The sequence below is a fragment of the Streptomyces sp. NPDC026673 genome, assembly GCF_040638135.1.
Lineage (GTDB): Bacteria > Actinomycetota > Actinomycetes > Streptomycetales > Streptomycetaceae > Actinacidiphila.
The window spans coordinates 234357-259815 of the sequence record NZ_JBEZXR010000004.1 but is presented as its reverse complement, the minus strand read 5'-3'; the positions used below and the strand labels follow the sequence as shown (position 1 = coordinate 259815).

The 25459-nt window shown below is 72.6% G+C and carries 17 protein-coding genes and 1 pseudogene; 10 read left to right on the top strand and 8 right to left on the bottom strand.

Annotated features, from left to right (window positions below; translation table 11 throughout):
• The first annotated feature begins 191 nt into the window (after window positions 1–191).
• Entirely contained in the window at window positions 192–2408 is a 2217-nt protein-coding gene (locus tag AB0F62_RS05460; protein WP_361792431.1) for a TIGR03767 family metallophosphoesterase, read from the top strand.
• 63 nt (window positions 2409–2471) lie between these two features.
• On the opposite strand, the gene AB0F62_RS05455 is transcribed toward AB0F62_RS05460, so the two are convergent.
• Together AB0F62_RS05455 and AB0F62_RS05450 are read right to left on the bottom strand one after the other, a co-directional pair.
• A complete protein-coding gene (locus tag AB0F62_RS05455; protein WP_361792429.1) occupies window positions 2472–6278 on the bottom strand; it encodes a GH92 family glycosyl hydrolase in 3807 nt (1268 codons plus the stop codon).
• 784 nt (window positions 6279–7062) lie between these two features.
• Window positions 7063–9099 (bottom strand): S9 family peptidase, encoded by a 2037-nt coding sequence (locus tag AB0F62_RS05450; RefSeq protein WP_361792427.1) that lies wholly within the window; start codon window positions 9097–9099, stop codon window positions 7063–7065.
• Between the two features lie 315 nt (window positions 9100–9414).
• Between AB0F62_RS05450 and AB0F62_RS05445 the strand changes: the two genes are divergently transcribed.
• The 4 genes and pseudogenes from AB0F62_RS05445 to AB0F62_RS05430 all read left to right on the top strand — a co-directional run.
• The gene (locus tag AB0F62_RS05445; protein WP_361792425.1) at window positions 9415–10902 is read left to right on the top strand and encodes an esterase; all 1488 of its coding nucleotides are present in this window, start codon (window positions 9415–9417) and stop codon (window positions 10900–10902) included.
• A 565-nt stretch (window positions 10903–11467) separates the two neighbouring features.
• Window positions 11468–11980 (top strand): MEKHLA domain-containing protein, encoded by a 513-nt coding sequence (locus tag AB0F62_RS05440; RefSeq protein ID WP_361792423.1) that lies wholly within the window; start codon window positions 11468–11470, stop codon window positions 11978–11980.
• Window positions 11981–12065: 85 nt separating this feature from the next.
• The gene (locus tag AB0F62_RS05435) at window positions 12066–12887 is read left to right on the top strand and encodes an MBL fold metallo-hydrolase (protein WP_361792421.1); all 822 of its coding nucleotides are present in this window, start codon (window positions 12066–12068) and stop codon (window positions 12885–12887) included.
• Window positions 12888–12989: 102 nt separating this feature from the next.
• Window positions 12990–13235: pseudogene (locus AB0F62_RS05430) on the top strand (hypothetical protein); the annotation flags it as partial.
• 114 nt (window positions 13236–13349) lie between these two features.
• Here the strand turns inward: AB0F62_RS05430 and AB0F62_RS05425 are convergent.
• From AB0F62_RS05425 to AB0F62_RS05405, 5 genes are all read right to left on the bottom strand, one after another.
• Window positions 13350–14378 carry a hypothetical protein gene (locus AB0F62_RS05425; RefSeq protein WP_361792419.1) on the bottom strand — a complete coding sequence of 343 codons (1029 nt, stop codon included), beginning with the start codon at window positions 14376–14378 and terminating at the stop codon, window positions 13350–13352.
• A gap of 154 nt (window positions 14379–14532) precedes the next feature.
• Window positions 14533–14886, bottom strand: coding sequence for a VOC family protein (locus AB0F62_RS05420; RefSeq protein WP_361792417.1), 354 nt, complete (start codon window positions 14884–14886; stop codon window positions 14533–14535).
• Between the two features lie 289 nt (window positions 14887–15175).
• Complete coding sequence (locus tag AB0F62_RS05415) at window positions 15176–15493, bottom strand: hypothetical protein (protein ID WP_361792415.1); 318 nt, start codon at window positions 15491–15493, stop codon at window positions 15176–15178.
• Window positions 15494–15852: 359 nt separating this feature from the next.
• The gene (locus AB0F62_RS05410) at window positions 15853–16572 is read right to left on the bottom strand and encodes an FAD binding domain-containing protein (RefSeq protein WP_361792413.1); all 720 of its coding nucleotides are present in this window, start codon (window positions 16570–16572) and stop codon (window positions 15853–15855) included.
• Between the two features lie 194 nt (window positions 16573–16766).
• A complete protein-coding gene (locus tag AB0F62_RS05405) occupies window positions 16767–17588 on the bottom strand; it encodes a siderophore-interacting protein (protein WP_361792411.1) in 822 nt (273 codons plus the stop codon).
• Window positions 17589–17666: 78 nt separating this feature from the next.
• Between AB0F62_RS05405 and AB0F62_RS05400 the strand changes: the two genes are divergently transcribed.
• The 3 genes from AB0F62_RS05400 to AB0F62_RS05390 are packed head-to-tail and all read left to right on the top strand — an operon-like array spanning window position 17667 to window position 21585.
• Window positions 17667–18539, top strand: a complete 873-nt coding sequence (locus AB0F62_RS05400; RefSeq protein WP_361792409.1) for an ABC transporter ATP-binding protein — start codon at window positions 17667–17669, stop codon at window positions 18537–18539.
• Window positions 18536–19510, top strand: a complete 975-nt coding sequence (locus tag AB0F62_RS05395; RefSeq protein WP_361792407.1) for an iron-siderophore ABC transporter substrate-binding protein — start codon at window positions 18536–18538, stop codon at window positions 19508–19510. Before AB0F62_RS05400 ends, AB0F62_RS05395 begins: the two co-directional genes overlap by 4 nt.
• 8 nt (window positions 19511–19518) lie before the next feature.
• The gene (locus AB0F62_RS05390; protein ID WP_361792405.1) at window positions 19519–21585 is read left to right on the top strand and encodes an iron ABC transporter permease; all 2067 of its coding nucleotides are present in this window, start codon (window positions 19519–19521) and stop codon (window positions 21583–21585) included.
• Window positions 21586–22025: 440 nt separating this feature from the next.
• Here the strand turns inward: AB0F62_RS05390 and AB0F62_RS05385 are convergent, their stop codons facing one another.
• Window positions 22026–23375, bottom strand: coding sequence for a lysine N(6)-hydroxylase/L-ornithine N(5)-oxygenase family protein (locus AB0F62_RS05385; RefSeq protein ID WP_361792403.1), 1350 nt, complete (start codon window positions 23373–23375; stop codon window positions 22026–22028).
• A gap of 84 nt (window positions 23376–23459) precedes the next feature.
• Here AB0F62_RS05385 and AB0F62_RS05380 point away from each other — a divergent pair, with 84 nt between their 5' ends.
• Window positions 23460–24407: a methionyl-tRNA formyltransferase gene (locus AB0F62_RS05380; protein WP_361792401.1), complete on the top strand. Its 948-nt coding sequence runs from the start codon at window positions 23460–23462 to the stop codon at window positions 24405–24407.
• Complete coding sequence (gene argB / locus AB0F62_RS05375; RefSeq protein ID WP_361792399.1) at window positions 24404–25264, top strand: acetylglutamate kinase; 861 nt, start codon at window positions 24404–24406, stop codon at window positions 25262–25264. The genes AB0F62_RS05380 and argB overlap by 4 nt, the downstream gene beginning before the upstream one ends.
• Window positions 25265–25459: the final 195 nt, after the last annotated feature.

Here is a 25459-nt window from a genome sequence, read left to right as displayed (position 1 = left end):
GTACCGCACAGTGAGTCAGTGACAAAGTGGATGAGTGGCTGAACCACTCCTTGCGGTCGGGCCCAGCCTTTGCCACTCTTGGCGGGCCCGGTCCTCCGCTCCACGACCGGGTGGTTCGCGCACCTCCCTCGTCTCCCCTCGCCGTTCCGTGCTGCCCGCGCACGGTGGCTGACGACCGAACAGGATGCGTAATGTCTCTGACTCGCCGAAGAATGCTGATGGCGGCCGCCGTGAGCGTGGCGGCCGCCGCCGTCGATCCGGCCGGGCTGACCGGTATCGCCTCCGCCGCCTCGGCGGCCGACGGCGGTGCCGTGCCGGGCCTGTCGACGGTGGACCGGACGCTGCTGCGCGGCCCGGACCTCGGCTCCGGCTACCGCGGCGTCATCGCGGGGCCCGGTGAACCCCACCTCATCCGCAAGGAGTTGGCGAACGTCACCGCTCCGGTGGTGACCCGTTCACTGATCGCCTTCGCCCAGATGTCCGACCTGCACATCGTCGACGACCAGTCGCCGCTGCGCGTCGAATGCCTGGACCGGCTCGCCGACTACGGCCCCCCGCACTACAACTCGTATCCGACCGAGTCCGCCTACCGCGCGCACGAGTTCCTGTCGACGCAGACGACCGACGCCATGTGCCGCGCCGTCCGCCAGATCGGACGCGGACCGCGGACCGGCGCCCCGCTGGCCTTCACCGTCGTCACCGGCGACGCGGTCGACAACTGCCAGTACAACGAGACCCGTTGGTACATCGACCTGCTGGACGGCAACACCGTCACCCCCGACTCCGGCAACCTCGCCCTCGACGAGAGCGTGAGCAGCGGGCGGTTCGGCACCGACGTCCACTACTGGCACCCGCAGGCCCGGCAGAGCCCCGCCGACAACAACGAGCTGGCCGGCTTCCCCCTGGTGACCGGACTGCTCGCCGCCGCCCGCAGGCCCTTCACCGCGGGCGGGCTGCGCATGCCCTGGTACGCCGCCTACGGCAACCACGACGGCCTCGTGCAGGGCAACGTCGCGCCGGACGTCCTGCCGTTCGACCCGCTCAAGAGCATCGCCACCGGCTCGACGAAGATCACCCAGATCGAGGGCGTCCCCGACGTCTTCGACAACGGGCCCGCCTACTACATCGAGCTGCTGACGGACATCATCACCGGCGACTTCACCCTGGACACCGAGAAGGTCACCGCCGACCCCGCACGACGCCTGCTGGAGCGGCGCGAGTTCGTCGCCGAGCACTTCCGTACCACCGGCACCCCCGCCGGACACGGCTTCACCTCCGGCAGCGACCGGGCCTACTACGCCATACCCTCCGGCCCCTCCGACCTCGTCCAGGTCCTCGTACTCGACACCACCAACGCCAACGGCGGCGCGGACGGGGCCCTCGACACCGCGCAGTGGGAGTGGCTGGACGCGCAGCTGCGGGCGAACTCCTCACGCTACGAGACGGACCGCGCGAACGGCACGGGGCCCGGCACCGTCGTCACCCAGCCCGGGGTCAAGGACAAGCTGATCGTCGTCTGCTGCCACCACACCCTCGACTCGATGGACAACACGGACGGCGACGCGCCCTACAGCGGCGCGGACCTGCGGGACAAGCTGCTCCGCTTCCCGAACGTCGTCCTGATGGTGGACGGCCATACGCACACCAACAACGTCACCGCGCACAAGCCCGCCTGGACCTCCGCCCTCAGCGCCGGCTTCTGGGAGGTGAACACGGCCTCGCACATCGACTGGCCCGTGCAGTCCCGGATCGTCGAGATCGCCGAGGGCGGCGGCTACCTGTCGATCTTCACCACGATGGTCGACGCGGACGCGCCTCTGGCGTACGGCGGCGACACCGGCACCCCCGCCGCGCTCGCCTCGCTGGCGCGCGAGCTGGCCGCCAACGACATCCAGGCCGTCGGCCGCGGCATCGACCTGCGGCGCGGAGCGCCGACGGCCCGCAACACCCAACTGCTGCTCCCGCTGCCCTTCCCGCTGCCCACCGGCGCCGGCACCCCCGCGCCCGACTGGCCGCTGCTGCAGCAGGGCCAGAGCGGCACCCGGGTCAGGGCCCTGCAGTATCTGCTGAACGCCCGCGGGGTGGGACTCGCCGTGGACGGCGTCTTCGGCATCACGACCGCCGCCGGTGTCCGCTCCTTCCAGACCTCGCGCGGCCTGCCCTCGAACGGCGTCGTCGGCCCCGCGACCTGGCAGCCGCTCGTCGTCGCGACGCTCAAACCGGGTGACTCGGGTCCCGCGGTCTCCGCCGTGCAGTACCTGCTGAACACCCGCGGTGCGGGACTGACCGTCGACGGCGCCTTCGGCCCGGCGACGGACACCGCGGTGCGCTCCTTCCAGTCCGCCCGCGGACTGCCCGCGGACGGCACCGTCCGGACCGGGACCTGGCTGAACCTGCTGGCCCCCTGACGCACGGGAGGGGCGGGCCCGGAGTCGCCTCCGGGTCCGCCCCTCCGCCGTGCGGGGTACGGCTCAGGCCAGCAACTCCACCTCCGCCAGGGTCGACTCGGCGTCCAGGACCAGGCGGTACTTCGCGTATCCGCCCGGCGACGCGATGGAGAAGGCCCGGGTCTGGCGGTCCCAGGTGAAGGACTCACCGGAGCGCTTGTCGAGCGTCTTCCAGGTCGTGCCGTCCGAGGAGCCCTGGAGTGTCCAGCCGGTGGGCGCCTTGGCGCGGTCCGACGACGAGGTCAGCGTGTACTGGACGGCCTTGGTGCGGTCGCCGACCGGCAGGTCCACCGTCGTGACGGCCGCGTCGGTCGCCGAGGTGTTGTCGAACAGCGCGCCCTCACCCTTGACGGCGTCCGCGCGGGGCGCGGGCACCTCGTCGTCCTGGGTGATCGACACCGGCGCGGCGTCCTTGCCCGTGCCCCAGGCCGAAGGCTTCGGCCCCATGTCGAACTCCAGCACGCCGCCCTTGGCGATGAGCGAGTGCGGCAGCGTGGTCGACTTCCAGGAGCGGCCGTTGACCTTGAGCCCCTGCACGTACACGTTCCGCGTGCTGTTCTTCGGCGCCTTGACCACCAGGTCCTTGCCGTTCTCCAGGTGGACGGTCGCCTTGGTGAACAGCGGGGAGCCGATGGCGTACTCGCCGCTGCCCATCACCAGCGGGTAGAAGCCGAGCGAGGAGAAGAGGAACCAGGCCGACTGCTCGCCGTTGTCCTCGTCGCCGTGGTAGCCCTGGCCGATGTCGCTGCCGGTGTAGAGGCGGGAGAGCACCTCGCGGACGTTCTTCTGCGTCTCCCAGGGGCGGCCGGCCGCGTCGTACATGTACGTCACGTGGTGCGCGACCTGGTTGGAGTGCCCGTACATGCCCATCCGCACGTCCCGGGCCTCCGTCATCTCGTGGATGACGCCGCCGTACGAGCCCACGAACTCCGGCGAGGCCGTCTCCGGGGTCGCGAAGTACTCGTCGAGCTTCTCGGCGAGCCCGCTGCGGCCGCCGTACAGGTTCGCCAGGCCGCGGCTGTCCTGCGGGGCGGTGAAGGCGTAGCCCCAGCCGTTGGTCTCGGTGTAGTCGTAACCCCACACCCGCGGGTCGTACTTCGCGGAGTCCACCCGCCAGTCGCCCTTGGCGTCACGCCCCTGGAAGAAGCCGGCCTTGGTGTCGAAGAGGTTGACGTAGTCCTGGGCGCGGTTGAGGAAGTACGCGGACTCCTCCTTGTAGCGCTTCTTGCCCGTCTTCTCGTAGAGGGCCTGGCCCATCTTCGCGATGCCGTAGTCGTTGAGGTAGCCCTCCAGCGCCCACGACAGGCCCTCGTGGGTGTCGGTGCTCGTGTAGCCGAGGAAGGGCGAGGTGGTCATGCCCTTGCGGCCCACGCCCGACTGCGGCGGGACGACCGTCGCGTTCTTCACGGCCGCGTCGTACGCCGCCTCGGCGTCGAAGTCCACGCCCTTGACGTAGGCGTCGGCGAACGCCACGTCCGAGGAGGTGCCCGTCATCAGGTCCGCGTAGCCGGGCGAGGACCAGCGGGAGGTCCAGCCGCCGTCCTTGTACTGCTGCACGAACCCGTCGACCATCTCACCGGCCTGGCTCGGGGTGAGGAAGGAGTACGCGGGCCACGTCGTCCGGTAGGTGTCCCAGAAGCCGTTGTTGACGTAGACCTTGCCGTCCACGATCTTGGCGCCGGTGTGCGTCGGGGTGTCGGGGCCGGGCATCGGGGAGAAGGGGGACGCGTACTGGTCCTTGCCGCCGACCTTCTCGAAGCCCGAGTTGGGGTACAGGTACAGCCGGTACAGGCTGGAGTAGAGCGTCGTCAGCTGGTCCGGGGTCGCCCCTTCGACCTCGACGCGGCCGAGCAGCTTGTCCCACTGCTTCTGCGCGCGCTTCTTCACCGTCTCGAACGAGGTGCCGTCCGGGATCTCCTGGCGCAGGTTGTCCTTCGCCTGGTCGAGGCTGATCAGGGACGTGGCCAGCCGCAGGGAGACGGCGCGGTCCTCGCCCGCGTCGAAGCGCAGGTAGCCCTTCACGCCGCTCGACGTGCCCTCCGTGACCGGCGCGTCGAACTCGCCGTACACGAAGAGCCGGGTCGCGCCGGCGGACAGCCCCGACTTCACGTCGGAGTAGCCGGTGACGATCCCGTTCTCCTTGTCGAGGGTCAGCCCCGCCTGCTCGGTGACGTTGTCGAACAGCACACTCGCGTCGTCACCGGGGTAGGTGAAGCGGAGCACCGCCGCGTGGTCCGTCGGCGCCATCTCCGTCTTCAGGCCGTTCTCGAACCGCACGCCGTAGTAGTAGGGGCGGGCGGTCTCGTTCTCGTGGCGGAAGGCCAGGGCGCGGGCGCCCCGCGCGGTGTCCGGGGTGCCGGACGCGGCGGAGGGCATCACCTGGAAGGTCTGCCGGTCGCCCATCCAGGGGCTGGGCTCGTGGCTCGCGCTGAACGCCTGGATCGTCGGCAGGTTGTCCGCGTTGTTCGCCTTGGCGTAGTCGTACAGCCAGTTCAGCGTGCCCGCGTTGGTCACCGGCGTCCAGAAGTTGAAGCCGTGCGGCACGGCCGTGGCCGGGAAGTTGTTGCCGCGCGAGAAGCTGCCGCTGGAGTTGGTGCCGCGGGTCGTCAGCGCGTAGTCGGACGGGTGCGCCTTGGGCTTCTCCGGCGCGACGGGCTTCAGCGACACGTCGTCCAGCCAGCCGCGGAACTTCGCCGGGCCCTTGGGGGAGTCGTACGCGACCAGGATGCGGTCGACGGTCTTGCCCGCCGCGACCGAGCCGATCCGCGAGACGACGTCGTTCCACTGGTTGACGTAGAGCACCTTGGCCGCGCCCTGGCCCTGCGGGGTGAGCGCGAACCCGTGCTGGTCGGTGGGGTGGAGGCCGCTGAGGTACGTGCCGTCGGTGAAGGCCAGGTCCACGGAGACGTTCGTGGCGTCGTAGTCCCGGTCACCGTCCGCCATCGACGGATAGATCCGGTACGACAGCGCGGTGTCCCGCTTGACGGCCACATCGACGTCGAAGACCTTGTTGTACGAGTAGGCGCGGCCGTCCGCGGTGTGGCGGCCGGCGTAGCGCAGCGCCCGCGTGCCGGTGAAGCCGGCGCCCGACTTCGCGGTCGGCGAGCCGCTCGGGCCGCGGTCGACGAGCGAGAGCATGTCCTGCGGTACGGGGTCGCCCGTCGCGCCCGTCGAGAACTGGAGGTCGGCGAGCTGGGTGATGCCCGAGGAGCCGTTGTTCTTGGTGATGTCGATCCGGAAGTGCTGGTATTCGGCGGGTTCCGCGAGGTCGTACGACTTCGTCTGGAAGCGCTCGGAGAAGGACTCTCCCGAGCGGGTGTCGATCGTCTTCCAGTCCTTGCCGTCGGTGGAGCCCTGCAGGGTCCAGTCCCGCGGGTCGCGTTCGGCGGCGTCGTTGGCGGAGGTCAGCGCGTAGGTGACCACCTTCGCGGGGTCGTCGAGGTCGAACTCCACCCAGCCGGTGGGCTGGAAGACCAGCCACTTGGTCCCCGGCTCGGCATCGACGAGGTTCTCCTTGACCTCGCCGGAGTCCGTGTACTCGCCGTTGGCGCGGACGTCCGTGACGTGGTCGTTGAGGTTGCCGGGTATGCCGGTGCTGTAGCCACCGTCCACGCCCGCCGCCCGCTTGGACCCGTCCGCCGCGGTGTCGACCGTGTTGCGCCAGTCGGGCGCCGGTTCGCCCGCCTCGAAGGACGACGCGAAGGTGTCGGCGTGCGCCTTCGGTTCGGGCGCCGCGACCGCCGCTTGCTGCGTGGCCGCGGCGAGCGCGAAGGCGGTCGCCAACACGACCGCCGAGGAACCCCATCTGTGCCGGGCAGCTCTCTGCTGCATGGGCGAGCACCCTTTCTGCGCCTAGACAACGTTGTCAAGTTCGCTATGCAAGGGCTAGTAGGGGGGCAAGTCGCTGGTGGTGTCAAGGGTGTTGGTGTGACTTTCGGACGGCGGACTCTCTGACGTTCCGTCACTATCGGTGCCTCCGGGTGTCGACGGGCCTTGGTGCGTCCGCGATGCGGCGAACTCCGCGGCCGTGCAACGGGCGTCCGGCGAGGGCGCCGGTTCGGTCCCGCTCTCCGGGGGCATGCATGGGGGACGCGGTGCCGGCGCCCGGCGGGAGGGCCGGCGCGGGACGGGTGCCGTGAGCCGTCCGTGCTGCGGCACGGCTTCGAGGGGTGCGGCCGCGCGGGAGCCGGCCGAGCAGGACGGGGGTGGTCCGGGCGGGACGGGCCACCTGGCACGCGCGCCTGACCGAAGCCGTCCGCGATGTCCGGGACGCCTGGTGGGCCATCTTGCGCACGCACCCCGGACCCGTGCCCATCCGGACGGCCCCCGCCGTCGCCGCCGTCGTCACCGGCGGGCTGTCGCCCTGGCCGGGCGCATGGATCGGCCTCCGCACCAGCGCGGCCGGAGCCCAACTGCATTGCATCATCGCCGATGTGATGGCCCGTCCGAGTGCGTCGGACACCGATGGGCGCGGTCGCGGCGGGGGCGCACGTCCCGGCGCCCTGGGCCGCCTCGAGCGCTTCCGGACAGGAACCCCGCACCCCGGCCGACGGAGACCGCGCGGCACGCCGCCGCCTGGGCCCGGTCCGTACCGGGCCCAGGCGACGGGCGGGCGTCAGACGAGGTCGGGGCGCTGCCACTCCTCGCCTCGCACGTGGTGGGCGAGGAAGGCCAGCACCGTCGCGTACCACAGGCGGACGTTGTTGGGCTTGAGGATCCAGTGCCCCTCGTCGGGGAAGTACAGGAACTTCGCCGGGACCTGGAACCGGGCCAGGTCGTTCCAGAGGGCCAGGCCCTCGCCGATCGGCACGCGGTAGTCCTTGTCGCCGTGGATCACCAGCATCGGCGTGGTGATCTTCGCGGCCCGCAGATGCGGGGACTCGAGCTCGTACCGCTCGGTGCGCACCAGCGGGTCGCCCTGCCGCCGCATCCAGTAGCCGGGGAAATCGGTGACCTGCGCGAAGCTGTACATGTTCCACAGGCTCGCGTGCGTGACGATCGCCTTGAAGCGGTCGGTGCGGGTGGCGATCCAGTTGGCCATGTAGCCGCCGTAGGAGCCGCCCATCATCGCGGTGCGGTCGGCGTCCAGGTCGTCCCGCCGCAGCGCGGCGTCGGTCAGCGCCATCACGTCGTCGTAGGGCGCGCCGCCCCAGTGCGCCCAGCCGCGCTCGTGCATGTGCTGGCCGTAGCCGGTGGACAGCGCCGGGTCCGGCAGCAGCACCGCGTAGCCCGCGGCCGCCGCCACCCACGGGCTCCAGCGCCAGTGCCAGGCGTTCCAGCTGGTCTGCGGGCCGCCGTGCACCCACAGCAGCAGCGGCGCCGGGGCGTCGGCACTCGCGTCGTCCGGCAGCACCAGCCAGGCCCGCAGCGCCGTTCCGTCCTCGGCGGTGGTGTGCACCTCGGTGAGGCCGCCCGGCAGCGCGGTGTCCTGTCCCGGGCAGGGGAGCGTTGCGGGCTGCTGCCCGGGCGTGCCGGCGTCGAGGCGTACGGGGGCCGGAGGGCTGTCCACGGCGGAGCGCAACGCGTACACGGTGCCGCCGTCCGGGCTGACGACCACGTCCGAGTACGTACCGGAGGCGGTCAGCGCGACCAGCTCGCCGCTGCCGGCGGAGAGCCTGAACACCGGCCCGTGGCCGCCCTCGTCGGCGGTGAAGTAGACCACCGCGGTGCCGTCCTCGGCGGGCACCGGGGAGACGACCGGGGCACCCGGCCACTGGCCGAAGTCCGGCAGCAGGTCGCGTCCGGGGTCCCCGTCGTCGGTGGCGTCCGCCAGCCACAGCGTGACGTCCCCGGGGGCGTCCCAGGTGATCCGGCGCCGGCGGGCGCAGACCAGGTGGCGGCCGTCCGGGGTGAAGGCCGGGGCGCCGAACTCGGCGTCGGGGGACTCCAGCATCCGCAACGGCTTGCCGGTCTCGGCGTCCGCGACCACGATCACGGAGCGGATGTCGTCGGGGACGGTGCCGACGGCCGTCGCGTACGCGACCAGTGAGCCGTCGGGGGAGAGCGCGACCCCCTCGTCGAGGCTCGCTCGGCGCGCGCCGCAGTCCACCACGGCGGGCCGCTCCCCGGCGGTGTCCGGGACGGTGAACACGTGCGGGACGCCGGGGCCCAGGTCGTGGTCCCAGTACCGCACCGGCACGGACTCGTGCAGGATCGCCGAGACCTTGGCCTTCCGGCGCGTCTCGCGCAGCCGCTCGTCCTGCTCCGCGTCCGCGGCACCGGGCAGCAGGGAGGCCGCCAGGGCGATGCGTGCGGAGGCCGCGGAGGTCGCGTACTCGCCGATCCCGCCGGGCCTGGCCAGGAGCTGGGACGCCTCGCCGCCGCCTTCCGGCAGACTCCACAGCGCCGCCTCCTGCCGGTCGTCCTCGCCGTCACCGGGGTCGGCGACCGGGCGGGAGGACAGGAAGAGCAGGGTTCCGTCGGGCAGGAACGCGGGGGCGGACTCCCCGCGGGCGGAGCGGGTGAGCCGCCGGGCCGGGCGCTCCCCGGCCGGGTCGACCTCCCAGAGGGCGCCGATGAAGCGGGTGCGGTCGGCGGACAGCTCCTGAACCACCGTCACCAGACGGGTTCCGTCGGGTGACAGGGCCAGCGAGGAGACACGGGGCAGCGCGAGGAACGCCGCCAGGTCGTGGAAAGCAGTGGATTCGGGCATGAGGATCATCCTGAATCCCGCAGGCGGGCCCGCACCAGTGCCCCTTCGGCAAGAAGCGGTCAAAGAGGCTGGTGGGACGTCCCGATGGGAGAGGGCCGCGCGCGTCGCGCCGCGGTGGCCGCGCCTTGGTGACGTGGTTCGGCGGCCACTGGCCGGGAGGACCGGTCGTACGGCCACTACAACCCCGGGCGAACCCCGGGTGTCTTCTGGGTGACTGCAAATCGGGCGTTGCCCGGCGGGAGAACGGACCGCACCGGGATCGACGCGGCCGAGCGGGACGCCGTGGGCAACCGAGGAGACCAAGGAGGCTCTCCTGTGCGTCACATCAAGAGCGCGGCCCTCACGGCCGCGGCACTCCTCACCCTCGGCGGCGGTTCCGCGTTCGCGGCCTCCGCCGCCCGGGCGAGCGTTCCCTTTCCGTCGATCGGCTGGCAGCAGCACAACTGCGACTTCGACGGCAACGGGTACGACGACGTGCTGATCGGGGCCCCGGGCGCAACGGTGGGCGGAGCCAAGGGCGCCGGGTACGTCACCGTGCAGTACAGCGGACCGCGCGGCCTGAGCACCACCAAGAGAACCGTCCTGAACCAGAACACGACGGGCGTTCCCGGCGCCGCCGAGGCCGGCGACGGCTTCGGGCACGCCGTGGCATCGGGCGACCTGGACAACGACGGCTACGACGACGCCATCGTCGGCATCCCCGGCGAGGATCTGGGCACGCTGTCCGACGCGGGCGGTGCCGTCGTCTTCTGGGGCTCGCCGACCGGACTGCACGGCGGCGACAGCACCTGGCTGGAGGATCCGGACGAGCCGCGGGCGGGTGCGAACTTCGGGCGGGCCGTCGAAGCCGCCCGGTACTTCGCCCCGAACCCGTCCGCTCCGGACGCCGACCCGCGCGACAGCATCGCCGTCCTGGAGAACGACTCCCTGCTGTTCTTCACGGTGACGCCCGGGGCGGAGGCGCCCCGACTGCGGCAGTCCGGCAGGGGAGTCCGGGCCCTGGACCGGGCCGCGGCGGACACCGGCATCGCCCTGCGGAGCCTCAGCCACGGCAACTACAACGAGGACTCCTGGGCGGACCTGGCGATCTCCGGGGTGACCACCGGCGACCATCCGGGCGTGGGCGTCACCCAGGTGCTGCACGGCGCGCCCGGCGTCGAGGAGCTCGGGAACGGCGGCACGTTCGAGGGCGGCCCCGCGGCCGTCTCGGGCGACTTCAACCACGACGGCCAGGACGACCTGGCCATCGGCGACACGGGCAACGGCTCACCGCTGGGCGGGTCCGTCTCGGTCTACCTGTCGGGTCTCGACCCCACCCCGTCGCAGACGTGGACGCAGGACTCGCCGGGGGTGCCCGGCGTGGCCGAGGCCGGCGACCGGTGGGGCGCCGAGATGTCCGCCGGTGACACCAACGGCGACGGCCGCCCCGACCTCGCCATCGGCGCCCCCGGGGAGGACATCGGCTCGGTTCGCGACGCCGGCGCGGTGTGGACCCTGCGGGGCGGGACTGGCGGCCTGACGGCGACCGGGGCGCGCAGCTTCGACCAGAACACCGCCGGCATCCCCGGCGTCGCGGAGGCCTCGGACGCCTGGGGCGGCCAGATCCGGCTGATCGACGCCGACGCTGACGGCCTCTTCGGTCTGCTCGCGGCGGCGCCGGGCGAGAACACGTACGACGGCTTCGTATGGGTCGTCCCCGCGTCGCCGTCCGGGCTGGTCGCCAAGGGAACGTGGACGTACGACGGGGCGAGTCTCGGCGCGCCGGCCGCCAACGCGCTGTTCGGGGCGGCGATCGACGAGTAACGGAAGCCGGTGGGGAGGCCCGGGCGCTCATCGCGGACGCGAGAGCGCCCGGGCCTTCTTTCCGGGCCTTCTTTCCGGGCCTTCTTTCCGGGCCTTCTTTCCGGGCCTTCTTTCCGGGCCCGCCGACCGGCCGGCGCGCGGCACGGGGTGGGAGGCTCTCAGGCAGTGCCCCCTGTGCCGGTGCGAGATGCCCTCGGGGAGGCCCGATTTCTGTGTGTATACTCCAGGCATCCACTAAGGCGACCGGTCGTCTGGCGCTCCGATCGAGCCTGCCGGCGGGAGGATTCCCTCCGACCGCGTCGCAGCGAGACGAGGGCCCCGGCCGTCGGGCGGAACCCCGCCGGGCGACGGAAGGACGCCTCCGCGGCAACCGCCGCGGAGCGCGGCGCGCACCGCCGCACGAGGCGGTGTCCCGGTCCTCGCCGAGCCCGACAGACGTGCCGAGATCCGGAGTCCGGACGCCACGGCGGGCGGACTCTCCGATGCGAAAGGTCTCCACCGTGGCCGAACTGCCCCACGACGACGGCCTGCCCGCCGTCCACGCCCATGAGCCGGGCCGCGCACGGTGACCGGCATACCCACCGGCCGGACGCCGTCCGCGGCCGCGGGGCGGGACGGCCTCCGCCGGGACCCCGATTTCTCCGCCCTCCTCCTCGACAGCTACCGCCGCCTGGTGGGGGTCAGCCTGTGCCCTCCGGTGTGGGCGTCCCCCTCCGAAGCGGCCACATGGCTCTACGAGCACGCGCCGTTCGGGCTCCTGGTCCACGACGCCTCGGCCGACCCGCGGTTCGTGTACGCCAACCGCACCGCGCAGCGGTCCTTCGGTTACACCTGGGACGAGTTCGTCGGCCTCCCCTCGCGGCTGTCGGCCGCGCCGGACGCCCAGGAGGACCGCGACGCCCTGCTGGCGGCGGTGAACGAACGCGGCTACGCCGACGGATACCAGGGCCTGCGGCAGCGCAAGGACGGACGGATCTTCAGCATCGAGGACGCCTGCGTGTGGAACCTCACGTACCCCGACGGAACCCACCGCGGACAGGCCGCCGTGTTCCGCCCGGGCTCGGCCGCCGGCGAGTGAGGCTGCGGGCCCCGGCCCGTGTGATGAGATCACCCCGGGCCCGGTGAGGGGCCCTCGGTGCAAGCCCGACAGGAAAGGTGCCGTCATGAACGACCGGATCAGCCCCGCCCGCCGCCCCGGCGCGGTCAGCGTCCTCGGAGGCCCCACCACCGTGATCGACATCGGCGGGCTGCGCCTGGTGGCTGACCCCACCTTCGACGCCCCGGGCGACCACGGCTACCTCACCAAGACCGCGGGGCCCGCCGTCACCGAGGACGCCCTCGGGCCGGTCGACGCCGTCCTCGTCAGCCACGACCTCCACCCCGACAACCTGGACATCCGCGGCCGCGCCTTCGCTCTCGGTTCGCCTCTGGTGCTGACCGGACCCGCCGCCGCGCGGCGACTGGGCGCACCCGCCCGGGCACTGGCGCCCTGGGACAGCGTGGAGCTCCCCCGCCCGGCCGGTGGCACCGTCACCGTCCACGCCGTACCCGCCCAGCACGGTCCCGCCGACGGCGAACGCGACGAGCAGGGCCATGTGAACTGCGAGGTGACCGGCTTCGTCCTGACGGGGGACGGGCTCCCCACCGTCTACGTCAGCGGCGACAACGCCTCGCTCGCGGTGGTCTCCGAGATCGCCCGCCGCATGCCGCCCGTCGATGTGGCCGTCCTCTTCGTGGGCGCTGCGCGCGTCCCGTCGAAGATGCGCGGCCGGCCCCTGACGCTGACCGCGCAGCTGGCCGGTGCCGCCGCGTCCGTACTGGGATCACCCGTGGTCGTCGCCGCCCACTGCGACGGATGGGCGCACTTCAGCGAGACCCGGTCCGACATCGAGCGGGCCTTCGACGACGCCGGCCTCGCCGGACGCCTGCGCTCCGCGGGCAACGGCGACTGGATCGACCTGAGCCAGGGCCCCACCGCGACCTGACCGGCCGGTTTCCGCGCCGTGCGCCCGGAGCCTCCGGCCGGGACCGGGACGGGACCGACCCGAGGGGAACGCGGCGGCGAGGGGGTTCTCGGTTGGACGGGGCTTTTCGCCTGGGCCATGGGCTGGGGTGAACTCGCCCTGCCCGGCACGTCGCCCGGAGCCTTCAGCGACTACTTCTGGATCCCCATCGTCGGCCCGCTCATCGGCGGCGTGATCGGGGTCCTGGTCTACGACCTCTTCATCGGTGACGTCCTCCACATCCGCACCCGGATGGCCAAGCCCCCGGAAGTCGGCTGCACCCGCCCCGTGACGACCTCGGCCTCGGCCACCACCACGGCAGCGGAGTGACGACCCGCGGTCCGCGCGGGCCCGGCCTTCTCCGCGCGTTCCACGACGCCGGCCGGGCCGTCGGACCGCCGGGACCACCCGCGCGGCGGAAGCCGCTCGCCGATCGCGAGAGTCCTACTGGACGCTCCAGCGGTGCGGGTGGGCGGGGTTCCCGGGGCAGGCGAAGATGTTGAGCTCGCCCCAGCGGCCCACGGTGACCTCGGTCGGAGCGGCGTGCGGATGCGGCGGCAGGCCGCGTTCCTCCAGCGGCGTCCAGCTGCCGCTGCCGCCGTCCCATTCCGAACTGTCGACAGTCAGCAGCAGGTGCATCGGTGTCGTGCAGGTGGGACAGTCCATGGGAGCCGGGTCGGTGGTGTGCCATGAGGCGAAGCCACCGACGCGCCAGCCCGGCGGGATGGACAGGTCGTACTGGTAACCGACCGCCGCGGTGTCCTCGTCCGCCGATTCCTCGGCCGCCTCCTCCAGGGACTCCTCCCAGGCGTCGATCCTGGCGCACAGGTCCTCCGGGAGGAGGCCGGCGAACGGGTAGGTGGCCACCTGTTCCGGATGCAGCACGCACGGCTCCGGCACGTACCCCTCGAAGCCGACGACCTGTGGCTGCGGCGGTTCGGTCAGCACCTGGGTGACCTCCCAGGACCGGCGCCAGCGCAGGTCGAGCAGCATGCCGTGGCCTCCCGGGCCGTGCGCGTCGAAGGGGCACCAGAACACCTGGAGCAGATCGCAGCCGTCCGGCCCGGCCGCCAGGTCGGGGATGTCCTTCCGGTACAGCTGCGCGAGGCCGATCAGCGGCAGGGGATCCGTTACGGCGGCCCCTTCGACGCGGTGCCGCCGGTCGAGTTCCTCCAGCGACCGTCGTTCCTCGTCGGTGGGGCCGGGGTCCGTTTCACGGCGCCATGCGGCTGCCAGGATCTGCCGTCGCCGGTGGATGTCCGCCGGCCGTCGGCCCCGTGCGTGGCCGTGGGACTCGGTGCACACCGGCCAGGCCTCCTGCGACGGCCACAGCAGCGGACCGCCCACGGAACTCGTCGCCACGTCCGGTCGCCCCGGGCGCGGATGGAGCCGGGTGGTGGTGCCCCGATGGGCCGACAGCTCCGGGAAGAGCGCCTCGACATCGAGCGGGCGCGGCGGTGTGGTCCTCGACATGCACGTGACCTTAGACAGCTGCCGGGCACCGTGTTCCGGCACCCCCGGGTGGCGACCACCGCGAGACCACCGCGAGACCGGCTCGACCTCCGGCATCCCGGCGTTCCGCATCCCGGTGTTCCGCCGGGATGTCACCGCCCGGGTGAGGACAGGGTCAGGCGGGCTGCCACAGTTCGATGCGATTGCCCTCGGGATCGGTGACCCAGCCGAAGCGACCGACACCCTCCATGTCCTGCGTCTCCTCGTCCACGGCCGCGCCCTTGGCCCGCAACTGCGCGAGCATCGCCTCCAGGTCGCGGACCCGGAAGTTGAGCATGGTCCGCTGGGCTCGGGACCCGAAGTAGTCGGTCTCGGACTCGAACGTCGCGAACACGGTCGGCCCGGCCGCCTGACTCCACAAACCGTTCTCGTCGGCGTCCAGGCCCAGGCAGTCCCGGTACCACGTGTTCAGGGCCGCCGGGTCGGCCGCACGCATGAAGTAGCCACCGATTCCAAGCACACGTTCCATGCCGCCATCCTGCCAGGACGGCGATCGGCCCGGTGGGCACCACGTCGGCCGCGGAGCGGGCGAACCGCCTCTCCCAGGGTCAGGCGGTCGCCGACGCCAAGGGCGCCGGCCTCGAAGCGGGCCTGGACGCGCCGATGGTCGCGCTGTCCGCCGCGCGGGCGCGGACCACCACGCCCCGGGGATTCCGCGATCCCGGGAACGACGGCGAGGCGGCCCGCCGCCGGGGGGACCTCCCGCTCACGACGAGCGGACCGCCGCCTCCGTATCGTGCGCCCTTCCGGGCCGACGGTCAGAGCTCCGCCTCGCACGCCTCCACCCTGGCGAGCAGTCTCGCCAGGGCGTCGTTCCACCGCGCGGTGCCCCGCTGCTCCGCGAGGAGCGCGCGCAGCGTTCGGATCTCGTCGGTGGCGAAGGACTCGTGACCGGCGTTGTACTCGAACTGCAGGAACGCGACCTGCAGCTCGAAGTACCTGGACGGGTCCGCGTCGTACAGCCACCGGTTCAGCGCCAGGGCCGCGGCGCACTCCTCCCGGGTGCACCGGAGACCGACCGACGGCTCCAGGGCGAATTCGACGGTGGAGACGCCGTCGGGAGTGATGAGGCACATGCGCGCCGCGTCCGGCCCGCTCCCGGCCGCGCCGAACACGGTCCCGGCCTGCGGTGTTTCCGGGCTCCGGCAGGCATCGCAGCTTCCGCCGCGGCCGGGGTCCGCCGTCGCGGTGCCGGAACCCGCGGGGGTGATGCCGGCGCGCACCGGGTGTTCGCATTGCCCGCAGACAGCCATCTCTTGCCTCGACTCTTCCGATCCGGTGGGGGATGGGCGAGGTCTCGCACCGGGGTGCGGCGCGAGCCCTCACAGACATCAACAACCGGGAACGCCCGTGCATACCCGATGCGTCGGGGAGACTTCGGCGGATCGTGCGAGGACCTCGGCCGCCGTACCCTCCCGGACCGGGCCCAGCGATGTCAGGAGTCGGAGACGCGTCCGGCGAGTGCGGTGACCTGCCGGCGGATCACGTCCCGGGCCGCGGGGTCGAGTGACCCGAATTCCGTCCGTTCCAGGGCGTGGAGGGCCTGTTCGGCGTCGGTGTCCAGCGGTGTGCTGTCGCTCAGCACCTCGTAGCCGTCGCGAACGGCGACCCGGAGCCGCCGCCCGCCGTCCTCGGCGTGCACGGCGGTCGCGACGACCAGTGGCGGGGGGCCGCCCGCGTCGCCGGCCGCCTTGTGGTAGGCGCTCGCCAGCGGTTCCCGCCAGCGCAGGCCGAGCAGGAGGTGCTGCTTCGCCACGGCTTCGGCGAGGTCGGTCTCGTAGGTCCGGTCCGTCTCCAGCGTGACGGCGCGGGCGTCGAGGACGAGTGCCGCGGGCAGCAGGCAGCGCAGGGTGCTGCCGACGAGGTTGCCGCCGACGGTGGCCGTTCGGCGTACGGCACCGGTGCCCACGCCGGCGGCCGCCCGCCGCAGCACCTCCGGTACGCGGTCGTCGATCCGGTTGAGCACCACGGCGGCACCCAGGCTTCCGGGTCCGATCGCGTTGGCCTCCGGCAGGTTCCGCAGCGACATGGCCTGCTCGGGAAAACCGTCGCGCTGCCAGGCGGCCCATATGAGTGTCGCCCCGCCGACGGGGACCGCTCCGTGGGCCATGCACTCCTGCGCTTCGGTCACGGACGTGGGCAGATGCAGCAGCACGGCAGTCGACCCGCCTTCCGGGAGTCGGCGGCGGGAGGCGGAGCACTCCGGCCGCATGATCGCTTGCGCTCCGCATTCTCCCCTCACATGCGGGAGCGCGTACAGGGCTCAACTGTCCCCGTCGTGCGCCCTCCGTGCGCGAGGCGCCACCCGCGCGCCGTGCCCCGGCGGCGCCTGCAGGGCCCGGGGCGCGGTCAGTTGGTCTCGCGTTGCCCTTCGTGCCGCCAGAACCCCGAGAAGGTGATCCGGTCCTTGGGGAGCCCGGCCTTGTGCAGGTGCCTGCGTCCCTTGGTGGCGAGGCTCTGCTCGCCGACGACGAAGGCGTATCCGGAGGCGTCCACCGGTGTGTGCCTGCGGAGTTCGGCGAGCGCGGCGGAGCCGGGGACGGCGTGCGGGTCGTCGCGGACGACCCAGGTGACGGCGATCCCGGCGGGTGCGTCGAGGTCACGCCGGTCGTCGGGGGTGGGGATCTCCTGGATGAGGCGGCCCGTGGTGTGGCGGGGGAGCGACCGCAGGATGCCCGTGGCGGCGGGCATGCCGCTCTCGTCGGCGACGACGAGGACCTCGGAGGCGTCCCCCGGGCAGTCGAACATGGCGCCCTGGTCGAGGAGGGCCAGCGCGTCGCCGGGCCGGGCGCCGCAGGCCCATATCGCCGCGCGGCCCTCGAGTTCGCCGTCCGGAGCGCGGTGCACGACGAACTCGATGTCCATCTCGGCGGCTTCGGGGCGGAAGGCGGCCACGGTGTAGTTCGAGTAGTGCGGGCGCTCGGCCGTCGGGATGGCGAGGTAGGGCTGCCACCACCGGGCGCCGGAGTACTCGGGCAGCCGCAGGGTGTCCTGGTGGGGAAGTTGCATGAAGAGGCGGAACCAGTGGTCGTAGCCCATCCACGGGAAGTCGGCGAGGTCCGCGCCCGTGACGGTCACACGGTGCAGGGACGGGGTGACCCGCTCGGTCCTGACGACCTCGGCGCGGAACATCCTGGGGTTCTGCGGCATGAGCCGCGGGGTCTTCGCCATGCAGGAAGGTTAGCCTAAGTTTACCGGCCGGGGAGGGGGGTGGTTCGGGCGGTGATTAGGTTAGGCTAACCTTCGCTGGTGAGTTCTACGGAAGAGACTGCCGCGGCCTCCGGCGTGCGCGGTCACCGGCTGACGGCCCGCGAGGTGACCGTGGCGTACGACGGAGTCGACGTCGTGCACGACGCGACCATCACGCTCCGGCCGGGCGAGGTGACCGCTCTCGTGGGTCCCAACGGCAGCGGCAAGTCGACGCTCCTGCGCACCGTGGCCCGCCTGCAGCGGGCCCGCAGCGCCACGCTGACGATCGAGGGGGAGGGCGGTAGCACCACCGACGGGCTCGCCCTGACGGCCCGTGAGTTCTCCCGCCGGGTGGCGCTGCTGACGCAGGGCCGCCCCACGCCGAGCGGGCTGACGGTGCGGGACGTCGTGGAGTTCGGCCGCTACCCCTACCGGGGCCGGTGGGGCCGGCCCGACCCGGAGGGGCCCGCGGCGGTGGACCGCGCGCTGGCCATGACGGGGGTGGCGGACCTCGCCGCCCGCGGCGCCGAGCACCTCTCCGGCGGGCAACTGCAGCGTGTCTGGCTCGCGAGCTGCCTCGCCCAGGAGACCGGTGTTCTCCTCCTGGACGAGCCCACCACCTACCTCGACCTCCGCTACCAGGTCGAACTGCTGGACCTGATCCGGGATCTGGCCGACGACCACGGCATCGCCGTCGGCGTCGTCCTGCACGACCTGGACCAGGCGGCCGCCGTGGCCGACCGGATCGCCCTGCTGAGGGCGGGCCGGATCGTCGCCGACGGCCGCCCCGAGGACGTGCTGACACCGCGACTCCTCACCGATGCCTACGGCATCCGGGTCGACGTCGACACCGACCCCCTGACCGGCCTGCCGCGCACCCGCGCCGTCGGCCGCCACCACGTACGCAACGAAAGGCTCAGCACCACCTCATGAGACGCCCCCTCTTCGTGACGGCCGCCGCCGCTGCCGCCGCCATCGCCCTGGCCGGCTGCGGCACCACCGAGCCGGCCGCCACCGCCCCCGCCAAGGACGCCAAGAGCATCAGCCTCACCGACGCGACCGGAGCCAAGGTCACGCTCGACGGGCCCGCGAAGAAGGTCGTCGGCACCGAGTGGAACGTCGTCGAGAGCCTCGTGACCCTCGGGGTGGACCCGGTCGGCGTCGCCGACGTCAAGGGCTACACGACCTGGGACACCGCCGTCCCGCTGAAGAACCGGCCCAAGGACATCGGCACCCGCGGCGAGCCCAGCATGGACACCATCGCCTCGCTGTCCCCGGACCTGATCGTCGCCACCACCGATCTGCCGGCGGCGGCCGTCAAGCAGCTCAGGAAGATCGCCCCGGTCCTCGAGGTGCGCTCCGCCGACGCCGCCGACCCGGTCGGGCGGATGAAGGAGAACCTCGACCTCATAGCCGAGGCCACCGGCACCACGGCTAAGGCGGACGAGGCGAAGAAGGCCTTCGACGCCAAGGTCGCCGAGGGCGCGAAGACCCTCGCGGACGCCGGCCTGAAGGGGGCGGGCATCGCGTTCGCCGACGGCTACGTCGCCTCCAACCAGGTCTCCATCCGCCCCTACACCGGCGGTTCCCTCATCGGCGGCGTCAACGAGGCGCTCGGCCTGAAGAACGCCTGGAGCGTCGAGGGCGACAAGGACTACGGTCTCGCCACCACCGATGTCGAGGGTCTCACCAAGCTCGGCGACGTCACGTTCGCCTACATCGGCAGCGACAGCGAGGGCAGCGACGTCTTCGCCGACGACCTCGCCGACAACTCGGTCTGGAAGTCCCTGCCCTTCGTGAAGAAGGGCGATGTGCACCGGCTGCCCGACGGCATCTGGATGTTCGGCGGTCCGCAGTCGATGGAGTCGTACGTCGACGCCGTCGTCGGCGCCCTGACGAAGTAGCAGTGCCCATGGCCGTCACCGCAACGACCTCCGCCACCCGTCCGCACACGGTCACCTCCAGGACGGGGGCGGCCGCGGTGACGGCCGTGCTCGTTCTCCTGGTCGCCGCCCTCGCGGTCGTCGACATCACCCAGGGCACCGCCTCCGTCGGCCCGGCCGAGGTGGGCAAGGCCCTCACGGGCCGGGCCGATCCCGGCGACGCGTCCGTCGTGATCGCCTCGCGGCTGCCCCGGATGGCCGCAGGCCTCCTCGTCGGCGCCGCACTCGGCATCGCCGGCGCGGCCCTGCAGGCCGTCAGCCGCAATGTGCTCGCCGCACCGGACACCCTCGCCGTGAACGCCGGCTCCTATCTGGCGCTGGGCCTGCTCATGGTCACCGGGATCTCGCTGCCGCTGCTCGCCTCCTCCGGTGTGGCCTTCCTGGGCGGGCTCCTGGCCGCCGCCGCGGTCCTGTCGCTGTCGGGGCTCGGCGCGGGCACCGTACGCCTCGTCCTGGCCGGCAGCGCCCTGACCCTCGGTCTGACCTCGGTCACCGAGGGGCTGATCCTGCTCTTCCCGCAGCAGACCAACGGGCTCTACCAGTGGAGCCAGGGCAGCATCAGCCAGAACGGCTTCGACGGCGTGGCGCAGATGGCCCCCGTCGCCGTGGCGGGTGTGGCCGGACTCCTGCTGGTGGCCCGCCGCGTCGACGCGCTCGCGCTGGGGGACGACGCGGCCCGCGGCCTCGGGGTCCCCGTGCGGGGCACCCGGATCACGGTCGTCGTGTGCGCGGCGCTGCTCTCGGCCGCGTCGGTCACGCTCGCCGGACCCGTCGGCTTCGTGGGACTGTGCGCGCCCGCTCTCGTACGGCCCCTCATGCGCCGCTTCCGGACGCCGGCCCGTACGCGGTCGGGCATGCCAGTCGTGGGCCTGGTCGGAGCGGGCCTCGTGCTGGGCGCTGACGTCCTGCTGCGCGCGGTCGTGCCGGCGCAGACCGCCGTGGCGGTGCCCACCGGCGTCGTCACCAGCCTTGTGGGCGCGGTGTTCCTGGTCGTGATGGCGCTGCGGGCGCGCGACACCGGCGGCGCGAGCGCGCCGGACCGGCTGCGCATCCCCGGCCGCGGTGCGGTCGTGGTCACCTCGGCCGTCCTCGTCGCGGCGCTGATCGGCGTGACCGTCGCCGGAGTGCTGCTGGGCGACTCCAAGCTGCTGCTCGGTGATGTGGCGAACTGGGCGCAGGGCAGGGCCGGTCAGGCGGTCGCGTTCGTCCTCGACACCCGGGTGCCGCGGGTCGCCGCGGCGCTCCTCGCCGGTGGCGCGCTCGCGCTGTCCGGGACGCTGGTGCAGGCGGTCACCCGCAACCCGCTCGCGGAGCCGGGCATCCTCGGGGTGTCCGGCGGTGCCGCGCTCGGAGCCGTCCTGTTCGTGACGACGGTTCCGGTCGCGGGGGCGTGGGGAGTGGCGGGTGCCGCGTTCGCGGGCGCCGCGACCACCGCCGTGGTCGTCTTCGGTATGGCGGCGCGGGGCGGCTTCGGGCAGAACCGGCTGGTGCTCGTCGGCGTCGGCGTGTCCGCGGCGACGACGGCCCTCATCAGCCTGCTGATCGTCCTCACCGACCCCTTCAACGCCACGAAGGCCCTCACCTGGCTGTCCGGTTCCACCTACGGGCGGACACTGCCCGACGCGGTGCCCGTCGCGGCGGCCCTCGTCCTGGGCCTGGTGGTGGCGGTGGCGCGGCGCACCGAACTCGACCTGCTGTCAGTCGACGACGACACTCCCGCCCTGCTCGGGCTGCGCCGCGGACCGGCCAGGCTCGGTTTCCTGGTGACGAGCGTGCTGCTGACCGCCACCGCCGTGGCCGCGGCGGGCACCATCGGCTTCGTCGGGCTGGTCGCCCCCCACGCGGCCCGGGCCCTCGTGGGTCGCCGGCATGTACGGGTCGTACCGGTCGCGGTCCTCCTCGGCGCCGTTCTGGTCTGCACGGCCGATCTCCTCGGCCGTACGGTCATCGCCCCGGCGCAGCTGGGCGCCGGCCTGATGACCGCCGTCATCGGCACCCCGTACTTCCTGCACCTGCTGCTGCGCACCCGGCGGTAGGGCCAGCGCGGCCCGGCGTCGGCGCACATGGTCGCGCACGGTGGAGTACGAGGCGCTGAAGTCCTGTTCGGTGCGGAGCCGTTCGAGGATCTCGGCGATGGTGTACCGGCGTGCCGGCCCTGGGGCCAGCTCCTGCAGCAGCATGTGGTCGATGGCCTGCTTCACCGGCTCCAGCACGGAGCCGGTGCGGCGCGTGCGGGGGCGGACGGTCACGGGGAGGGAGAGGGCCTCCGCGACGACCGCCTGCGGCACCCGGTGGCGCACCGCCAGGGTCTGCGGGCTCGCCTCCGGGTGCCGCAGAGCGTCGCGGCGGATGTGTTCGAGAACCCACTCTCGCGTTCTGTACACCGAGGTCTCCTGATGGTGCTTCAGGGCTCTGTGGTGCTCCGGATGGAGCGAAGGGGGCCGCCGGTCGTCCGGCGGCCCCCTCTTCGCGTGCCTCAGGGGCGGGCGGCGGCGGTGGCGGCCGCGGCCGGCTCGGCCTGGCGGGCGACGAGCGAGGCGAGGATCTCGCCGGCCCGGATGGCGGTGGTGGACAGCAGGGTGGAGGTCAGCCCGTGCGTGTGCTCGGTGCCGCCCTGGACGTAGATGCCCGCGGTGACCTCGGGGGCCACCTCCACGCGGTGGTCGCGCCCGACGCGGACGGCGTCGCCGTCGTCGCGCAGGCAGATCTTGGCGGACTCCCCGAGCAGGGTGCCGACGTCCTGGGAGCGGTAGCCGGTGGCGTGCACCAGGACGTCCGCCTCCAGGGTGTGCCGCTCGCCCGTCGGCAGGAACTCCACGGTGACGTCGAGTCCGCCGTCCGCGGGGCTCACGTCGCGGATCCGCGAGACGTTGAGGAAGCGCAGGCGCTCGCGCCCCTGCACCTTCTCGCGGTAGGAGGTGGCGTACAGGGCCTCGATGAGGTCCATGTCGACCACCGAGTAGTTGGTGCTGCGGTGGTAGTCGAACAGGGACTGCTTCACCTCGGACGGGGAGGTGTAGTACAGGTCCACGGCCTCGGGATCGAAGATCCGGTTGGCGAAGGGGCTGTCGTCGGCCGGCGTGTAGCCGTACTTGGCGAACACCGCGCAGATCTCGGCGTCCGGGAAGGTGCGGTGCAGGAAGTCGACGGCCTCCGCCGCGCTCTGTCCGGCGCCGAGGACGACGGCCCGGCGCACTGGGGTGCCGGTCGCCGAGAGTTCGGCGACCCGGGGCAGCAGCTGGCTGTTGTGCCAGACGCGGTCCGAGAGTTCCGTGCCCGGGGGCAGGTGCGGCTCCAGCCCGACGGCCACGCTGACGTTGCGGGCCCGGTGGGTGACGGTCCGCTCGGGGTCCTCGGGGTGGCGGCAGGTGACGTCGAGGTGGTCGACCTCGCCGTCGGCACCGCGGACCGGAGTGATCGACATCACCTCGGACGAGTAGTCGACCACGTGGGCGACGCGGGCGGCGGCCCACTCGAAGTAGTCGTGGAACTCGACGCGGAGCGGGAAGAGGGTCTTCTGGTTCAGGAAGTCGACCAGCCTGCCCTGTTCCCGCAGGTAGCACAGGAAGCTGAAGTCGCTGGTCGGGTTCCGCATGGTGACCAGGTCCTTTAGGAACGAGACCTGCATCGTCGCGTCGTCGATGAGCATGCCCCGGTGCCAGCCGAAACGTGGCTGGCGCTCCAGGAAGTGGGCGTTGATCCGCCGGGAGGCGGGAAGTTGTGCATTGTGTTCCTCAATGGCTATCGCCAGAGCCAGATTTGACGGCCCGAAACCGATTCCCAGGATGTCGTGGATGGTGTCCGGCTCACTGCGCGGTGCTGTCACCGTTGAATCGCCTCCCTCAGCGCGCCACATACTAGATAAGGTAAGGCTTACCTTGCAATAATGTGCCATCGAGAGGGAGACACCATGCGGGTCGTCATGTTCGGTTATCAGACCTGGGGACACCGGACGCTGCAGGCCCTGCTGGAGTCGGATCACGAGGTCGTCCTCGTCGTGACCCACCCCAGGAGCGAGCACGCGTACGAGAAGATCTGGGACGATTCGGTCGCCGAACTGGCCGATAAGCACGGTGTGCCGGTGCTGCTGCGCAACCGTCCGGACGACGCCGAGCTGCTGCAGGCGATCCGCGACGCGGCGCCCGACATCATCGTGGCCAACAACTGGCGCACCTGGCTGCCGCCGGAGATCTTCGACCTGCCGCCGCACGGCACGCTCAACGTGCACGACTCCCTGCTCCCGGCCTACGCGGGCTTCTCGCCGATCATCTGGGCGCTCATCAACGGCGAGGAGCACGTCGGCGTCACCGCCCACCGCATGGACGGCGAACTGGACGCCGGCGACATCCTGCTGCAGCGCTCGGAGCCCGTGCGCCCCGACGACACCGCCACCGACCTCTTCCACCGCACCTGCGACCTGATCGCACCCCTCGTGCGCGAGTCCCTGGACCTGATCGCCTCCGGCCGCGCCGAGTGGACGCCCCAGGACCGCTCCCGCGCCAGCTTCTTCCACAAGCGCTCGGTCGAGGACAGCCGCATCGACTGGAACTGGCCCGCCGAGGACCTGGAACGGCTCGTGCGGGCGCAGTCCGACCCGTATCCCAACGCCTTCACCTACCACCGCGGCGAGCGCATCAGAATCGTCTCGGCGGCCGTCTCGCAGGCCAGGTACGGCGGCACGCCCGGCCGCATCTTCATCCGCGAGGGCGACGGCGTCGTCATCGTCGCGGGCGCGGACGCGCGCGGCGGACACCGCCGGGGCCTGCTGGTGCGCACGATCCGGACGGACGACGGCACGGAGTACGCGGCCGGCGACTGGTTCCGCACCATGGGCGGCTACCTGACGACCCGGCCGTGACGACCGCCCTGGCCGGCCCCGGGCCGCTCCCCGCGCTCCGCGACCTCGGGGGCCGCACCGTCGTGGTGAAGGTGGGCGGCAACGCCATGGGCGACGGCTCCCTGCTGCGTACCTTCGCGCAGGACGTCGTCCGCCTGCGGGAGGCCGCGGTGCGGGTCGTCGTGGTGCACGGCGGCGGCCCGCAGATCAGCGCCCAACTCGACCTCGTGGGCATCGAGGCGCGCTTCGTGGGCGGTCTGCGGGTCACCACGCCCGAGGTCCTGGACGTCGCGCGGATGGTCCTGGCCGGCAAGGTCCAGCGGGACCTGGTGGGCCTCCTCAACGAGCACGGCCCGTACGCGGTCGGGCTCACCGGCGAGGACGCGCACACCCTCACCGCGGTGCGCCGCTACGCGGAGGTCGACGGCGAGATCGTCGACATCGGCCTCGTCGGCGAGGTGACGGAGGTCAACACGGCGGCCGTGGACGTCCTGCTGGCCCACGGTCACATCCCGGTGGTCTCCTCGCTCGGCCGCGGCACGGACGGCCAGATCTACAACGTCAACGCGGACGCGGCGGCCGGGGCCCTGGCCGCCGCGCTGGACGCCGAGACGCTGCTCGTCCTCACCGACGTGCCCGGGCTCTACGCCGACTGGCCGCGCCGCGAGCGGGTCCTGGACCGGCTCACCGCGGCCGAACTGGAGGCGATGCTGCCGTCGCTCGGCGGCGGCATGGTGCCGAAGATGGAGAGCTGCCTGCGGGCCGTCCGTGCGGGTGTGCGCACGGCCCGCGTCCTGGACGGCCGCGCGCCGCACGCCCTGCTGCGCGCGCTGTCCGGGGGCGCCACGGGCGGCGGGACGACCGTCCTGCCGGGGTAGCGCGGCGACCTCGCGGCCTCGCCGGGTGGCCGGGCCGCGGTCGCCCGCGCCCGTCCGTGCCCGTTTGCCCCGGCGGGTGCCTCGCTCGCCGTGGCGTCGGGTAGGGGCGGCGGGCGGATGGGCGCTGTCCGGCGCCGGGCGTTCAGGGCCCGGGTCCGGACGGTGTGGCCGCGGTGGTCGGAGCCGGCCGGGGTG

What these genes read in the sequence shown, in the direction of transcription:
- AB0F62_RS05415 (WP_361792415.1), bottom strand. Translation starts at nt 15,493, where the DNA reads ATGTGCCTCATCACTCCCGACGGCGTCTCCACCGTCGAATTCGCCCTG.
- AB0F62_RS05460 (WP_361792431.1), top strand. Translation starts at nt 192, where the DNA reads ATGTCTCTGACTCGCCGAAGAATGCTGATGGCGGCCGCCGTGAGCGTG.
- AB0F62_RS05425 (WP_361792419.1), bottom strand. Translation starts at nt 14,378, where the DNA reads ATGTCGAGGACCACACCGCCGCGCCCGCTCGATGTCGAGGCGCTCTTC.
- AB0F62_RS05380 (WP_361792401.1), top strand. Translation starts at nt 23,460, where the DNA reads ATGCGGGTCGTCATGTTCGGTTATCAGACCTGGGGACACCGGACGCTG.
- AB0F62_RS05435 (WP_361792421.1), top strand. Translation starts at nt 12,066, where the DNA reads ATGAACGACCGGATCAGCCCCGCCCGCCGCCCCGGCGCGGTCAGCGTC.
- AB0F62_RS05420 (WP_361792417.1), bottom strand. Translation starts at nt 14,886, where the DNA reads ATGGAACGTGTGCTTGGAATCGGTGGCTACTTCATGCGTGCGGCCGAC.
- AB0F62_RS05395 (WP_361792407.1), top strand. Translation starts at nt 18,536, where the DNA reads ATGAGACGCCCCCTCTTCGTGACGGCCGCCGCCGCTGCCGCCGCCATC.
- AB0F62_RS05450 (WP_361792427.1), bottom strand. Translation starts at nt 9,099, where the DNA reads ATGCCCGAATCCACTGCTTTCCACGACCTGGCGGCGTTCCTCGCGCTG.
- AB0F62_RS05455 (WP_361792429.1), bottom strand. Translation starts at nt 6,278, where the DNA reads ATGCAGCAGAGAGCTGCCCGGCACAGATGGGGTTCCTCGGCGGTCGTG.
- AB0F62_RS05405 (WP_361792411.1), bottom strand. Translation starts at nt 17,588, where the DNA reads ATGGCGAAGACCCCGCGGCTCATGCCGCAGAACCCCAGGATGTTCCGC.
- AB0F62_RS05390 (WP_361792405.1), top strand. Translation starts at nt 19,519, where the DNA reads ATGGCCGTCACCGCAACGACCTCCGCCACCCGTCCGCACACGGTCACC.